This is a genomic window from Pantoea sp. S62, assembly GCF_016658625.1.
GTDB classification, from domain to species: Bacteria; Pseudomonadota; Gammaproteobacteria; order Enterobacterales; family Enterobacteriaceae; genus Pantoea; species Pantoea vagans.
In genome coordinates this window covers 80,161-95,063 of record NZ_JACVVI010000014.1, presented here as the reverse complement: position 1 = coordinate 95,063, position 14,903 = coordinate 80,161, and the positions used below count along the sequence as shown (strand labels likewise).

At 50.4% G+C, this 14,903-nt stretch carries 13 protein-coding genes; 1 reads left to right on the top strand and 12 read right to left on the bottom strand.

All coding sequences use genetic code 11. The annotated features are described in order from the left end of the window. The first annotated feature begins 143 nt into the window (after positions 1–143). Entirely contained in the window at positions 144–1,040 is an 897-nt protein-coding gene (locus tag IBT54_RS18490) for a DMT family transporter (RefSeq protein WP_236263503.1), read from the top strand. Between the two features lie 282 nt (positions 1,041–1,322). Here IBT54_RS18490 and IBT54_RS18485 read toward each other — a convergent pair whose 3' ends face one another. The 12 genes from IBT54_RS18485 to IBT54_RS18430 form a co-directional block, all read right to left on the bottom strand. Further along, complete coding sequence (locus IBT54_RS18485; RefSeq protein ID WP_201252675.1) at positions 1,323–2,720, bottom strand: cytosine permease; 1,398 nt, start codon at positions 2,718–2,720, stop codon at positions 1,323–1,325. Positions 2,721–2,933: 213 nt separating this feature from the next. Beyond that, on the bottom strand, positions 2,934–4,400 hold the full coding sequence (locus tag IBT54_RS18480) for an aldehyde dehydrogenase (RefSeq protein ID WP_201252674.1): 1,467 nt from the start codon (positions 4,398–4,400) through the stop codon (positions 2,934–2,936). A gap of 11 nt (positions 4,401–4,411) precedes the next feature. Beyond that, the gene (locus IBT54_RS18475; RefSeq protein ID WP_201252673.1) at positions 4,412–5,449 is read right to left on the bottom strand and encodes an LLM class flavin-dependent oxidoreductase; all 1,038 of its coding nucleotides are present in this window, start codon (positions 5,447–5,449) and stop codon (positions 4,412–4,414) included. Next, positions 5,446–6,387 (bottom strand): flavin reductase family protein, encoded by a 942-nt coding sequence (locus tag IBT54_RS18470; protein ID WP_201252672.1) that lies wholly within the window; start codon positions 6,385–6,387, stop codon positions 5,446–5,448. Before IBT54_RS18470 ends, IBT54_RS18475 begins: the two co-directional genes overlap by 4 nt. 11 nt (positions 6,388–6,398) lie before the next feature. Continuing rightward, entirely contained in the window at positions 6,399–7,217 is an 819-nt protein-coding gene (locus IBT54_RS18465) for an alpha/beta fold hydrolase (protein ID WP_201252671.1), read from the bottom strand. Next, entirely contained in the window at positions 7,189–7,791 is a 603-nt protein-coding gene (locus IBT54_RS18460) for an amino acid synthesis family protein (RefSeq protein ID WP_201252670.1), read from the bottom strand. Before IBT54_RS18460 ends, IBT54_RS18465 begins: the two co-directional genes overlap by 29 nt. Positions 7,792–8,353: 562 nt before the next feature. Beyond that, positions 8,354–8,971: an XRE family transcriptional regulator gene (locus tag IBT54_RS18455; RefSeq protein WP_201252669.1), complete on the bottom strand. Its 618-nt coding sequence runs from the start codon at positions 8,969–8,971 to the stop codon at positions 8,354–8,356. After that, positions 8,968–9,771 carry an IclR family transcriptional regulator gene (locus tag IBT54_RS18450; protein ID WP_201252668.1) on the bottom strand — a complete coding sequence of 268 codons (804 nt, stop codon included), beginning with the start codon at positions 9,769–9,771 and terminating at the stop codon, positions 8,968–8,970. Before IBT54_RS18450 ends, IBT54_RS18455 begins: the two co-directional genes overlap by 4 nt. A 53-nt stretch (positions 9,772–9,824) precedes the next feature. Beyond that, positions 9,825–10,415, bottom strand: a complete 591-nt coding sequence (locus IBT54_RS18445) for a sarcosine oxidase subunit gamma (RefSeq protein WP_201252667.1) — start codon at positions 10,413–10,415, stop codon at positions 9,825–9,827. Continuing rightward, the gene (locus IBT54_RS18440; RefSeq protein ID WP_201252666.1) at positions 10,415–13,327 is read right to left on the bottom strand and encodes a 2Fe-2S iron-sulfur cluster-binding protein; all 2,913 of its coding nucleotides are present in this window, start codon (positions 13,325–13,327) and stop codon (positions 10,415–10,417) included. The genes IBT54_RS18445 and IBT54_RS18440 overlap by 1 nt, the downstream gene beginning before the upstream one ends. Further along, entirely contained in the window at positions 13,324–13,641 is a 318-nt protein-coding gene (locus tag IBT54_RS18435) for a sarcosine oxidase subunit delta (protein WP_201252665.1), read from the bottom strand. The genes IBT54_RS18440 and IBT54_RS18435 overlap by 4 nt, the downstream gene beginning before the upstream one ends. 11 nt (positions 13,642–13,652) lie before the next feature. Then, the gene (locus IBT54_RS18430; RefSeq protein WP_201252664.1) at positions 13,653–14,894 is read right to left on the bottom strand and encodes an FAD-dependent oxidoreductase; all 1,242 of its coding nucleotides are present in this window, start codon (positions 14,892–14,894) and stop codon (positions 13,653–13,655) included. Positions 14,895–14,903: the final 9 nt, after the last annotated feature.

The window sequence follows — 14,903 nt, the reverse complement described above, 5'->3', positions numbered from 1 at the left end:
ACATTTCATATATATGTGCTCTGAGCGTAGACATAAAACTCAGCCGGCTACTTCACTTGCCGTAAGCTCTCAGGTAACTAAAATGATTTGTTTTTGCATTCTGTATTAGAGACTGTGATTACACTAAGGAGTCTGTTTTGAAAATGTCAGGAGCTGTCGGTGCGTTGTCCGTATTCGCTGGGGCAGTTTCATATGGCATGCCGGGAGTGATACTGAGTCTGGCTACAGCAAGCGGCGCTAAGATTGAAAGCCTTGTACCTACTCAGTTTCTTTTTTCGTTTGTGCTGTTTTTCGCGTTTTCCGAGATGAACCGACATAAAACTGGCGCGTTCCATACTCGGGATAAACTTCTTGTCCTGGCTACAGGCATTCCCGTACTGTGCATCACCTATTGCTTTTACAACGCCGTTTATTACGTTGGCGTGCCTACTTCTACGCTGCTAATGATGCAGTCGGCATGGATGGCGCCGTTGATGAATGCACTCATAAAAAAAAGGCCCCTTAAGCGGCATGAAATTACCAGTTTCATTTTCATCATGGCGGGCGTTATAACGTCCACAGGGGTTTTTCATGGTGAGATTGAAATCAATTACCAGGGGTTTTTATGGGGGCTAGCGGCGGGGATTTCTTACAGCCTTGTCATCGTTTCATCGTCTAATGTTGCTAATGGCGTTCGCGTTATCGATAAGGCCAAAATTCTGACTTTTGGCGCATTCATTGCTTCGATGTTTTTATTCAACAAAAATATAGATATTGCACCTGCGAGTGTGAGCAGCATGTGGTCAGTTATCAATGCTGTATTTTCGTCCATTCTTCCGGTTCTACTTTATGGGTTTGGTATGCCAAAAACCAATTCTTCACTTGCTGGAATGCTGGTAACCACTGAATTACCCGCGGCGTTTCTTTTTTCGTATTTGCTATTGTCTGAATCAATCACAATAGATCAGATTGCAGGCTGCTTAATCATAATTGGTTCAATCGTGATGCCAATGATTGCATCAAAGTTTAGTAGAAAACAGCCTCGGCCCAACCACTCATAATATGAAAACAGGCCTGCCTCAGCCATTGTGACCTTTTTAGAATTGGTGCGGGGCGGGCTCAGATAAGATGTTGTCTGGCTGTATAGCCTGAAGGCCGATGCCGCAGCACATTGTAGCCCAATTAAGGCAGAACCTTTAAGTGCGCTTAATGCGAATTATGTTAAATTAAAGTGAAGGGGAAATTCAAATATGCTTAATTCTTTATATGTCCTGACAGAGTACTTCCCCCTTTTACTTAAAGTAAAATACTCCCGCCATGCCTGAAGTCTGGCGGGAACACACTTATGCTTTGCTGCTGCCAGATAAGGCTCCACTAGTTCGAGCTTTTCCTTTGATGAGCGGATAAGCAATTATGGTCATCACCAGACTAATAATCCATGAAATATCCACTCCAGGGATTAGGCTAGCATATGGCCCGGAAAAGAAAGCATTTTCTACAAACGGAATCTGCACCACTATCCCAGCAAAATAGACCAGCAGTGCCTGCGTGTTCAGCAGGCCATAGTGCCCGCCATCTGCACGAAAAATCGCATTGACATCATAACGTTGCTTATTCACATAATAGAAGTCCAGCAGGTTTATAATAATCCACGGAATTAACACCGCGATAAACGCCAGAATTAAATTAATAAAGAAGGAAACAAAATTCTGCGATGCCGCTAACGCTACTAGTACGCTTCCTACTAGTACCAGAGTTGAAACCACTAACCGAACTGCGGCTCCCGGTGTCCAGTGAGGAAGGAAAGTTTGCACTGCGGTGATCAGTGACAATACTGCGCCATACAGGTTCATCGAGTTATGGCAGATGATATTAATCAGGAACAGCATCATTAATATCGGGCCGAGCCAACCGGTAGCGTGACGGACTGACATCATGGCATCACTGGTTGGCGCGATATTGACCGCCATCATACCGAAAACAAATGCCAGAATAGTACCGCCACAGGCGCCCAGGTAGGTGGCAATAAACGGGCGTGCAATACCGACATTGGCGGGCAGGTAGCGCGAGTAGTCAGAGGTGTAGGGCGAGAAACTGATTTGCCATACCGCGCCGATACAGAAAGTGCCGAACCAGCCTGCGGCACTCATGCTGCCACGAGACCAAAAGTCTGCCGGCAAGGGTTGTGACACCATCAGTGCCAGACCCATAATCAGTGCCGCCCCCATAATCCATGCACCTACTTTATTGATGCGATGGATAAAATGGTAACCGACAATACCAATCCCGGTGGCAAGAATAGCGCCAATGACCGTGGCACTGCTTACCGGCATCGACGGGAAAACATTGTTGATGACTTTACCGGATAGAGAAATATTTGAAATAAAGAAACCAAGATAAATCACCGTAGTAAAGCTAATTACCAGCAGCGAACCGTAACGACCAAACTGCGCGCGGCTTTGCACCATTTGTGGAATGCCGACTTTTGGTCCTTGCGCAGAGGTTAACGCAAGAAAAATTCCGCCAAAAAGATGACCGGCAATAATCGCAGTTAAAGCGGAAATAACATTTAGATGAAAAGTTTCGGTCGCAATCGCGCCGCTGACAACGGCCAGCGGTGCAATATTGGTACAGAACCACAAGGTGAATAAACTGTGCGATTTACCGTGACGCTCTGACTCCGGAACATAATCAACTGACTTATTTTCTATAATTTTACTCTGATGTGATTGTGTATTCATCGTACCCTCCAATTCTTAAAGTGAGATTGTTTTATAATGTGGGCAAAATCTTTTTGGAAAAAAAATCCACAGCCATTCCGACGAATTTATTTTCGTCTTCTTATCAAAAGGATTGGCGGTAAGACTTTTGGTATGTAATTTATTGGATAATATCAGATGCTCAATCTGCAGCGGCGCAATGTATTACGCCGTTACAATAGTTAATTTGAGGATTTAACGCATGATAAATGGATCACTAATAGGTTCGTCGCTGGTGCGCAGCCACACAGTTTTAGTGGTGGTGTATTCCAGCGCAGCGTCAATGCCACCTTCACGACCGAAACCGGACTTACCGTAGCCGCCAAACGGCGCCAGCGGTGAAACCACGCGATAGGTGTTCAGCCACACCACGCCGCTACGCAACTTACGCGTGACCCGATGAGCGCGTGTCAGGTTCTGTGTGAAAACACCGGCCGCCAGACCATACTCTGTGCCATTGGCTAAGCGAATCGCCTCGGCCTCATCTTTAAAACTCAGCACCGACAAGACCGGACCAAATAGCTCCTTCACCACACTTTCTGCATTTCGTACCGTGCTACAATCCAAAATGGTTGGTGGGAAATAAAATCCCGGTCTGTCAATCGGCTGATTGCCGATCACCAGACGCGCGCCTTGCTCAATACTGCGACTCACTACCTGTTCGATATTGCTTTTCTGCCGCTCGGTACAAAGTGGACCAAACTGCGTCTCCTGCTGCTGCGGGCAACCTATAACAATACCGCGCACTTTGCTGGTGAGCTTTTCAATAAAGGCATCTTTGATCTGCTCATCCACCAGCAGACGCGAGCCAGCAACACAGCTTTGTCCTGAGGCAGAGAAGATGGCGGCCACCTGCGCATTGGCTGAACTTTCCAAATCGGCATCGGCGAACACGATAAACGGCGATTTGCCGCCTAATTCTAGTGAGGTGCTGGCCAGGTTTTCCGCGCTGTTGCGAATGATGTGACGTGCGGTATCCGCCCCGCCGGTAAAGGCAATGTGATCGACCTGCGCATGCTGGGTCAGCACTGTGCCACAGCCTTCCGCGAAGCCGGTGATCACGTTTATTACGCCTGCAGGGAAGCCGGCTTCATGCACCAGTTCAGCAAATCCCAGCAGCGGCGTCGGTGCCACTTCAGCCGCCTTCACTACCACCGTACAGCCGGCCGCAATGGCCGGGCCGATTTTCACTGCGGAGAGAAAAAGCTGGCTGTTCCAGGGAATAATCGCGGCAACCACGCCCACCGGTTCACGCTTAATCCAGGTTTCCATGTCGGCTTTGTCGATGCTGAGCGTAGAGCCATCCATCTTGTCAGCAAGTCCCGCGTAGAAACGATAGTACTCCGCCACATAGGCAATCTGCGCCTGGGTTTCACGGATGATTTTGCCGGTATCCAGCGTTTCCAGTCGCGCCAGTTTTAGCGCGTCACGTTCAATCAGATCCGCTAACTTGAGCAGCAATTTACCGCGTGCACCCGCTGTTAAACCGCGCCACGCATCGGATTCAAAAGCCCGGGCCGCCGCCTGCACTGCGCGATCGGTCTGTTCGCTGCGCGCTTCGGCAATCGTGGCCCACGGATCAGCGGTGGCCGGATTCAGCGAGGTGAAGGTCGCGGCTCCGGCGTCAAACTGGCCGTCAATGTAGAGTTTGAAAGATTCCATGACGTCTCCGATTAGTGAAATGCAGGTACAACGTGTTTAATAAAGCGTTCCAGCGAGGCTTTCTTACGCTCGAAGGTCATGCCGCTATCCAGCCAGAACGCGTACTCATCGTAGCCCATCACCTCATAGTTTTTCAGGCGGGCGATCACTTGATCAGGATTACCAATTGCCAGATTTTTCCGCATCCCTTCCACACTGTAATAGGTGTTTGCCGCCATCTCTTCCCTGGTCAACGGCTTGATCAAACCCTGCTGCACCGGGCGCTCATTCTTGAACCAGGCACCGAAGTAGTTGTAGAAGCGATTAAGTTCTACCGCCGCTTGCTGCGCATCGGCCTCGTCTTCGGCCACAAAACCGTGCTGCAACAGCATGATTTTTAGCGGCTGTTCAGGGGAATATTCCTGACAGGCTGCTTTGAAGGTGGTGATCAAGCGTGTGATCTCCTCTTCACCCTGATGTAATGGCGTACACTGCACGTTGCATCCGTTTCTCACCGCAAACTCATGGCTGTTCGGGTCACGTGCGGCCACCCAGATTGGCGGGTGCGGCTGCTGTTTTGGCTGTGGCGAGGAAGTGGTGGACGGGAAATTCCAGAACTCACCTCTATGTTCATAATCGCCTTTCCACAACGCTTTCACCGCGGGAACCAGTTCACGCATTCGCTGGCCTGCTTCCCAGGCATCCATACCGGGCATCAGACGTTCATATTCATAAGAGTAAGCGCCGCGTGCTATGCCCAAATCCAGACGCCCTTTGGTGATCAAGTCGGTCATTGCCGCTTCACCCGCCAGACGGATTGGATGGGTAAACGGCGCAATAATGGTGCCGGTGCCCAGACGAACGTTTTTGGTGCGGCTGGCGATATCCACCAGGTTGATAAACGGGTTCGGCGCGATGGTGAAATTCATGCCGTGGTGCTCGCCGGTCCAGATAGCGTGCAAGCCACCCTTATCTGCGATTTCACACAGTTCCATCATCTCATCGTACAGCTGGTCCTGCGCGTCATCCGCTGACACGCGCTCCATGTGCAGGAACAGGGAAAGTTTCATACCACCTCCTGATGAGACGGGGCGAAGAAGTAACGAACCGACCCTTCCGCTTCATCACCGTAATAGAGGCCGTAATTGTCCACCGCATTTTCGCGGATGAAACGATCCACCAGCGATTTCAGTGCGCTATCAGGCACCGGCAGTTGCGCCAGCGTGTGGACATCGACCCATTCGCCCTGTTGCACTGCTGGCAACGTGCTGCCTGTAGGCTGTGCACAGAGGAACCCGATATGCTGCTGTTTCTTCTGGCGGTTTTCCCAGATGGAGTAGACAAAGCCCGGACTGGCTTCGATGTTTAGTCCATCGAACAACTGCTTCAGGGTTTCACTAACGCTGCGGTTGTTCACCGTTTGCGACGGCAGGCCATAACCGTTCTCTTTCTTAACCACTAGCGCCTGGCCGGCCGATTCAATCAACGCGCTGACCACCACGTTAGGCCCGGCAATCAGGGATTCGGCATTCTGATAAGGCGTGAAGTAGGCGCCGCGATAGTAGCCAAGGCCCGGCGTACCACAGGAATCGAACTGCTCGACTTTACCGATCAGAATCGCGTGGTCACCTGCATCGACCAACTGATGCATTGTGCATTCGAACCAGCCGGAACTGTCATCCAGCAGCGGTGTGTTTAACTCACCCTTGCGCCACTTTACCAGCGAGAATCGATCGGCAATTTTCTGCGCAAAGATGTTTGATGTTTCTTTCTGCTGCTCCGCCAGAATATTGATGGCGAAGTGCGAACATTGAGTGAAGTTTTCGAAGTTAGCTGAACGCTTATCAATGCTTACTAGTAGCAGCGCAGGATCGAGCGAAACCGATGAAAATGAATTTGCGGTAAAGCCAATTGGTTGCCCCTGCGCATCGTTGGTGGTGACTACGGTGACACCGGTCATAAAAGCACCAAAGGCGTCGCGTAACCGTCTGCGTTTATCTACGTCCATAGATGATTCCTTTACAGGCCCTTTTGTGTGAGGGCGGTAGCAACCGGGTTCAGGAACGATAAAATCTCACTGTTCACACGGTCAGCATCTGTCAGATTCAGCATGTGTTTAGCGTTAGCCACTATCACTGCCTGACCATGGCGTGCCGCCAGGGCCATCTGGCGTGTCATATCTGGATTAGAATTGGCATCCAGTTCTCCAGTCATCACTAACACTGGGCATTGCAATTCCTTCCAGCGCTCAGAATACATACGATCTCCCGATGCAAATGCTTGATAGGCGCAGGCATAGCCGTCGATATCTACCTGTTGCAACCACGCACCCACTTGTTGCCGCAGGGGTTGTTCGTCGTGCTCATTACTGAACCAACGATCCAGTGGCGCATCGAGACCTACATTACCGCTGGCTAACTCTTTTGCTCGCTTTAACACCGCATTGCGTGCGCTATCGTTACGCTTAAACACGCCGCTTATGACAATGGCGTGATTCACCAGCTGCGGATAATCAATTGCAATTCCTGCTGTAATCAGCGCGCCCATCGAGTGGCCTGCCACGGCAAAACTGCGCTCGGGTTGTGTTTGTAAGAACAGAGCCAGCCACTGCACATAATCCGTTAAGGTGGCGGGATGACGAAAACCGCTGCTTTCGCCATGGCCTGGCATATCCACTGCAATCACGCGGAAGTAGCGACTCAGCGCCGCCATTTGCGGCATCCATGCGTCGGCATTCATGCCGACGCCGTGGATCAATACGAGCGGTGCCCCCTGTCCTGCCTCCAGGTAACTGACCTGAAGTTCTGACTCAGACAGCAGCTGGGTTTTTCTGGTCATGGCCTAGCTCTTTCAGGTCGAGATAACGGTTACCGATACGATGATGTGGGCGGCCTCCCAATGCTGCGCCCAGCGCGATTACAATCTCATCACTGAATGGCGCATCATTAATGTTGAATTGCATAGTAAGATAGTGCTCACGGGTACCTTCATCGACGGTGCCCATCATAGGAATCAGAATGGGCGTATTGGCCGGGCCACGCGTATTGTTGAATGCCAGATAGGTTTTACCCTTCACCGCAGAACGGTAATGGTTGCCGAAATGCAGGGTATGGATCAGCGCTGATGCATGTTCCAGCTCGCCGTTCAAACCCACTACTGCGCTTTTGCCATAAGCCACTACCTTGTCGCCGCCACCCGCTTCTTTAACGATCAAAGCGGTCAGCAGCTCACCCAGCACGGGTGCCATTTTGCGAATCTTAGGCGCAAGGTCTTCGACAAAGGCTTCACCTGCCCAGGGATTTTTTACCACGGCAGCTGCCGCAATCATCACCAGGGGCGTGGGGGCCGCTTTGCCACCGTCGGAGTAGATAGTTTCGGTAGTAATAAACGTTTTGCGAATGTCTGAATGCATGCTCAGGCCTTATAAAGTTGAGGTAATATAATTTCCAATGAAATATTAAATCCAAAATATTGGTATACCATCATATGGCATTCTTATTTGTAGGGTGTTTTTAACCCGCCTTATATACGAAGAGTGAAATTTAAAAGGCTAATTACCGTTTTTTATTATTCATAATTGAATTTATGAATTCTGAAAACGTTCAAAATCGAGCAGACTGCACCATCTTAACTTCAATTTCAACTCGTTGGTTTTTAAGGTTTAAGTAGTGGTTGATATCATTTTGCATCTTTATGGTGCAATTCCTTAAATACAGGTTTTTATTTAAACTTGTTTTTCGGTAAGTGAATTTTTTGAGTCTGGCGTTTTTTAGAGGGAAGAGGTCTATTTTATGGTTGATCTGGAGAGGGGTTGAAATAATCTTTATATTTAAAAGCCGTTATTCGCTTGCGAAGAAGGGTGCCAAAAACGCATAATAAAAAATTATCTTTATTTCTAAGGTGAGCATTCAACGTTATTACTCATAAAGATTCTGCTTAGAAACAGAAGGATATATTTCAAGTATGACAGGAGATTAGTGTTCTTCGTAATCAACATAATGAATTATTGACAAGAGGCGGATTGGTACCTGCACTAGTCTCTCCGGTCCATGCGGTACCTCGCCGTCGAATGAAAGACTGTCGCCCGGCGACATAAGATAAAGACGAGTGCCATGGCGATAAATCAATTCGCCTTCTAACAAATAAATAAACTCATGTCCCGGATGGCAGAAGTTAGGAAATTCTTCACTCGCATCGTCCATGGTCACTAGAAAAGGCTCATACAATTTTTGCGGCCCCTGAGCATAACTCAGCAAATGATAGGAGTGGCCAACTTCAGTGCCGGTGCGTACCACTTCCATGCCTTCGCCTGCTTTAATCAGTTGCGCGCCACGTTTAGCAACATCATAGTCGCTGAATAATTTGGAAACTGGCAACCCAATCGCATCACACAGACGACTGAGAATATCCAGGCTGGTAGAAACATGGGCATTTTCCACTTTGCTGACCATGCCGACACTCACGCCCGCAATACGAGCCACATCAGATATTTTGTAACCCTGTGAAATACGCCTCTGTTTAAGCGAGCGCGCGATATGCTGCTCCAGACTCAGCGGGTTTTCTCGCTGATTATTATTTGCGGTTTTATTCATCGAGACTTAATTTTCTCCGACATTTTTCGCAAATTACCTAATTCAAATGAAATCTGCTGTGCGGTGGCCAGCAGAGCATTTCGTACCACCTCTTTCTGATGCGCGTCTTCCATTAAGGCATCTGGCCCGGAGACATTTATCGCCGCAACGATTTGATTATGATGATCACGCAGCGCACAGGCGATCGCTGTAGCAAAATCGGAGCGATGCTCTACCCAGCCTTGCATACTGTCCTGCTGCACGGTTTGCTTCAGTTCCGGCAAGGTACGGGGGGCTGGGACAGAATAGCCGTCCAGCCGTACATGCTGATATAAACTATCCAGTTCCGCATCATTTAAGCCAGTCAATAATACGCGCCCCATTGCGCTGCAATGACAAGGAATGCGCGTGCCAATCGGCACATTTACGGACAAACGCTGAGAGGCAAAGGAGCGATAAATATAAACCGCTTCCTGTCCTTCGCGAATGCTGAGATGGCATGACATAGAAACCCTGTTACGCAACTCATTCAGATGCGGCATGGCTATATCCACTAAATCACGACTGGCAAGGTAGCTAAAGCCGTTTGAGATTACCTGCGGGCCCAGCTGATAGGTATTCTTAGCCACTTTGTCGAGGTAGTTCATCTCAGTTAGGGTTGTGACAATGCGATAAATTGAAGAGGTTGATACGCCCAAGCGGTCAGCAAAATCCTGTACTGTTAATACCCGATCGCGGCTGTTGAACATTTCAATTATGGTCAGCCCGCGAAACAAGGCGGGCACCGTATAATCGTTTTCTGTAATGGCAACAAAGGACATAGACACCTGCAACAAGTAATTCCGGACCAAAGTCCGGACAGGAATATTTAGCGTTAACGCACGACAGAAAATTCTGTCGTGGCATCGAGCAAAACGTCCCAGAAATAAACTGCCATGGAATAATCAACCAGCAGCCAGAACTGGACGGTCTCACCTCGTGACGCGTTGATTACTATGGCATTGGCGCGGGCAACAGAGGTTTGTGCAATCGCTCCAGCGGCAAAATTGCGTGCCGATAAATCCACAGCACAAAGTTTAGCCATCATTTTTGGCAGGATTGTGCCGCTCAGCATCAGCCAGGCGTAAGTGTCCTGACGAGGCAGCGCATAACAGGAAAGCTCACTCATCTGCCAGTCGGACTCTTCTTGCTGAATGCGTGACTGAGATTCATCTGAAGCAGCGAGTAGTAAATATTCAGTTTGCGAAAGGCGGGCCACGAGTGAACCATCAGATTGCCAGCGAGCCTGGTTTGGTTGATCGGGCAGCTCAAATCCACGCTGTTGCAGATACCAGGCAGCGTGACGCCCGCGAAAACCAACACGCGCGTGGTGCGAAGCATCCTGTAGCGCAACATTACCGTTTTCGAAGATGTTATCGTGATGATCAAGCGGTCCTGCCGCCAAAGCGTGCATGTTCTGCATCATTACAGCTCCTGTCGCAGATTATCAGCATCATAAAAAGGCAGTTTCACTACGCGGGCAGACACTTCGTGACCGCCTTCTGTGCGTATTGTGATTTGTTCACCCGGAACCGCCCGATTTAATGATGCATAAGACATGCCAATAATGGCATTAAGTGTGGGGGAGAACTCGCAGGAAGTAACATTTCCGGTGATACGTTCCCCTTCCAGTACTAAATGGCCTTCTAAAGGCTGCGGTGAGTCAGCAGGCAGCATAAAGGCTACCAGCTTTCGCAGCGGCGTATGGGTATCAAGGATGTCGATGGCGCGCCGTCCGATAAACTCCGGCTTGGTACGATTAACCGCCCAGCCCATACTAATTTCACCCGGATGGCTCATGCCATCAGTGTCTTGCCCGATAATTACATGTCCTTTCTCTAATCGCAGCAGGCGCTGTGCTTCAACACCAAAAGGTTTAATACCGAACGCGGCCCCGGCTTGCATCAGCGCATCCCACAAAGCCTGGCCATAACGTGTCGGCACATGAATTTCATAGCCCAACTCTCCGACAAAACCCACGCGCAGCAAACGTGCAGGAATACCCGCTACTTTGCCTTCACGACAGGCCAGATAGGGAAAAGCCTCGGCACTCAAATCAAGATCCTTGCATAGCTGGCTGAGCACCTGACGCGAATTCGGCCCGGCCAGATTCACTGCTGCCCACGCTGAAGATACGTTGGCGATATCCACATCCAGTCGCCAGCGTGTATTCCACTGCAGCATAGATTGATAAACCCGTGCGACGCCGCTGGTGGTGGCGGTGACATAAAAGTGGTTTTCGGCCAGGCGGCAAGCAACCCCATCGTCAACCACCACCCCCTGTTCGTTAGTCATCAGTGCATAGCGCGTGCGTCCCACGGGCTGTTTGATAAAGGCAAAGGTGTACATGCGATTGAGGAGTTCTGCAGCATCCGGGCCACGTAATTCGATACCGCCCAGCGTCGAGACGTCAATCAGTCCGACGTTGTTGCGCACGTTGAGCACTTCTGCCTGCACGGCGGATTTTTTGTCCAGTGCGGCGGCAGTTTGATACCAGCCAGGGCGCAGCCAGTTACCCGCGGGCATCATCTGTGCCTGCAATGCCAGATGACGCTGATGTATCGCCGTAACACGCCAGGGATCGAAGTGACGTCCCGCCAGATGCGCCAGACGTTCCGCGCTAAACGGTGGGCGCGCCGTGGTGATACCGGTTTCACTGACGCTGCGCGCAGTGGCCTGCGCAACTAAACGTGCCGTCGGTAAGGCTGAATGTCGCCCTTGTGATGGTCCCATACCGACGGTTGAGAAACGTTTCACCAGCTGAACGTCGCGATAACCGTGTCTGGTGGCATTGATGATGTCTTTGATTTGCAAATCTTCGTCGAAATCGACAAATTCTTTACCTTTCGGATGTGGAAATATGGGCCACGGATGGTTAATCAATGGCTTTGTACCCGAACGTGGAGATAAGGCGCTGAGCTTGTGACTGATTCCGAGCTGTTGCAGCACCATTCGGCCAGTATGTATGCCATCCCGCATCACATCTTCCAACGCATGCCAGCCGTTTATTGAGCCAGCTGTAAACATACCAGCGGGCAGTTCCCTCAGCGTGAAACTCGCAGTGGTATCGTCATAACTGAGTTTACCTCCAGCCTGACATGGCAGCTGCCACGCAGGCATATAACCGGCGGACATGCACAGAAGATCGCAGACAATACGTTTTCCGCTGGTTGCCACTTTTCCCTGCGCAACGATCGTCCGGATTTCTACCGCCTCAAGCCCTCCATCACGATCGGCGTGCGCTTCATACACTGTGGCATTCTTAATCAATTCAATACCGGCGCGCTGCAGGGGCTCGGTTAGTGCAGCATCAGGCAAACCAACACGCAAATCAACAATTGCTGCCACATCTACGCCCTGCTCTTGTAACGACAGTGCCGCAAGATAGGCATCATCATTACCAGTCAGCAGCACCGCGCGTTGCCCCGGTTTAACACCATAATGCTGCATCAGACGCTGGGCTGCGCTGGTGAGCATTACACCGGGCAGATCGTTATTACGAAAGATCACGGGCTGATCATAGGTACCCGCTGCGATAACACAGCTGGTTGCCCGCACCTTGAACATGCGCTGCCCCTGGATCACCGGTAAATAATGGTCTTTAAACCAGCCGTTACAGGTGGCATTAAGCATTACACGGATATTTGGATGCGTTACGACTCGACTGGTCATAAACTGCAATATCTGTTCGGTCTGCTTCGCTTCGCCAGCCATTCTCGCCCAGCTCATTGCTCCACCAATCAGCGGCAGCTGTTCAGCTATTATCACCTGTGCGCCACTGTCAGCAGCAGTGAGGGCTGCCTGTAATCCTGCAGGCCCGCCGCCTACTACCAGTAAATCGCAGAACAGATAGGCTTTATCGTAATAGGCTTCCTTAATATTGAGGTTTAGCACCCCTAACCCTGCTTTACGACGGATTAGCGGTTCCCAGCGTTTCCACATTCCTTTAGGTTTATAAAAGGCGCGATAATAAAACCCCACCGGCATAAATCGAGAAAATAACTGCATTTTCGCATCACGATCTTTATCCAGCGAACCACTGTAGTTCTGCCCGGTAACGGCTAAGCCCTCTGTTATTGGTTGCATGTCGGCAAGCACATTAGGCTCATCAGGTAACTGCACCAGCGTATTGGCATCCTGGCAAAACATGCTGAGCACTCCACGTGGGCGATGGTATTTGAACGAGCGTGACAACAGATGGCGTCCGTTAGCAATTAACGCACTGGCGATAGTATCGCCGGCAAATCCGCTGATTTTTTCACCTTCGAAAGTAAAATGTAGCGGTTGGCGGCGATCAATCAGGCACCCCATTGGAGACGCAAGGCGCTGTTTACTCATGATGCTACCTCCATGGCTGCATTGATGCTGACAGGCAACGCATTGGTATGTGGGTTGGGAAAAACTTCGCTTGCATCAAAGGTGCGAATCACCTCATCGGTGAGGGTATTGCGTTGTGCCAGGAACCAGTAACTGGATGGCGTGTGAAACCACCATTCGGTCACGACGCCTGCGCGATTGTCTTCATAAAATACGTAATCAGCCCACTCGCGATCGCTGCAGCTAAGCTGATCCGGCACGGTTTTTAACTCGCCACCATAGGCGAATTCAGTGATATTGCGTGGCCCGTTGAGCGGACAATGCATAATTTTCATCTGGCACTCCTTTAGTGGCTGGCAGCAGTGGCACCCATTTCATTGACCTGCTGGAAGCGGGCAAAACGCTCCAGCTGAAACGGCGCAATCAGTTCGGGCGTTTTACCGCCGCTGGCCACCATTTCGGCCATGGTCTTGCCGCAAACTGGCGTGGCTTTAAAGCCCCAGGTGCCCCATCCCGCGTCGAGGTAGTAGTTTTTGACTGGACTCTCCCCCATGATCGGACTGTAATCAGGAGTCATATCGGTGATACCGGCCCACTGACGCATCAGGCGCGCTTTAGCAAGGAACGGGAACATTTCTATACCGTGGGCTATCAGGCTCTCTTTCAGATCGAGCGTAGATCGGGTGTTGTACAACGGATAAGGATCGGAGCCGCCACCAAACACCACTTCACCGCGACTGGTTTGCTGCACATAGCAATGTAAGGCTGACGAACTGACTAGTGGATCAAGGAACGGTTTCACCGGCTGTGTCACCATCGCCTGCAACGGATATGAGACCACAGGCAGGCGGAACCCGGCTTTTTGCGCCAGCAACGAACTATGTCCTGCCACCGCCTGAACTGCGCAACCACAGCCGATGACGCCACGATTAGTTTTTACTGCAGTGATACGACCTTCACTAATCACTAAGTCTTCAACAGCCGTCATTTGATGGATTTCTACTCCACGCTTCGCCGCCTCTTTGGCATATCCCCATGCCACCGCATCATGACGCGCCGTTGCGCCGTCTATATGCCATAACCCTGCCAGCACTGGCAGATTACCGGGATCGAGGTTGAGAGTTGGTACCAGCTCTTTAATCTGCTGACGATCAATCATCTCGGTACGGCCACCAAAATGTTTGTTAACTTCAGCGCGCTGCCTGAACGCACGTACCGTGCTGTCGGTGTGCGCCAGAGTCAACTGGCCGCGCTCGGAATACATAATGTTGAAGTCGAACTCGTTCGACAGATTCTGGAACAGCTTTACCGACTCGCTATAAAAACGCACACCTTCGGAAGTGAGATAATTAGAACGGATCACCGCAGTATTACGGGCAGTATTTCCTCCCGCCAGATAGCCTTTTTCCAGCACGGCCACATTGTTAATGCCGTGGTATTTCGCCAGGTAATAAGCAATTGCCAGACCATGACCGCCGCCGCCGATTATCACCACGTCGTACTGTCTTTTCAGCTCACGTGGAGCCGGGATATCAACTTCCGCCAGATACTCCGATGAAAGTCCGTATTTGAGTAGTGCTAATGGCATCTTCGCGCT

Bases quoted from the DNA above. Each gene is read 5' to 3' on its own strand.
- IBT54_RS18470 (WP_201252672.1), bottom strand. From the start codon at position 6,387: ATGGACGTAGATAAACGCAGACGGTTACGCGACGCCTTTGGTGCTTTT.
- IBT54_RS18490 (WP_236263503.1), top strand. From the start codon at position 144: ATGTCAGGAGCTGTCGGTGCGTTGTCCGTATTCGCTGGGGCAGTTTCA.
- IBT54_RS18430 (WP_201252664.1), bottom strand. From the start codon at position 14,894: ATGCCATTAGCACTACTCAAATACGGACTTTCATCGGAGTATCTGGCG.
- IBT54_RS18445 (WP_201252667.1), bottom strand. From the start codon at position 10,415: ATGATGCAGAACATGCACGCTTTGGCGGCAGGACCGCTTGATCATCAC.
- IBT54_RS18465 (WP_201252671.1), bottom strand. From the start codon at position 7,217: ATGACCAGAAAAACCCAGCTGCTGTCTGAGTCAGAACTTCAGGTCAGT.
- IBT54_RS18475 (WP_201252673.1), bottom strand. From the start codon at position 5,449: ATGAAACTTTCCCTGTTCCTGCACATGGAGCGCGTGTCAGCGGATGAC.
- IBT54_RS18435 (WP_201252665.1), bottom strand. From the start codon at position 13,641: ATGAAAATTATGCATTGTCCGCTCAACGGGCCACGCAATATCACTGAA.
- IBT54_RS18440 (WP_201252666.1), bottom strand. From the start codon at position 13,327: ATGAGTAAACAGCGCCTTGCGTCTCCAATGGGGTGCCTGATTGATCGC.
- IBT54_RS18480 (WP_201252674.1), bottom strand. From the start codon at position 4,400: ATGGAATCTTTCAAACTCTACATTGACGGCCAGTTTGACGCCGGAGCC.
- IBT54_RS18485 (WP_201252675.1), bottom strand. From the start codon at position 2,720: ATGAATACACAATCACATCAGAGTAAAATTATAGAAAATAAGTCAGTT.
- IBT54_RS18450 (WP_201252668.1), bottom strand. From the start codon at position 9,771: ATGTCCTTTGTTGCCATTACAGAAAACGATTATACGGTGCCCGCCTTG.
- IBT54_RS18460 (WP_201252670.1), bottom strand. From the start codon at position 7,791: ATGCATTCAGACATTCGCAAAACGTTTATTACTACCGAAACTATCTAC.
- IBT54_RS18455 (WP_201252669.1), bottom strand. From the start codon at position 8,971: ATGAATAAAACCGCAAATAATAATCAGCGAGAAAACCCGCTGAGTCTG.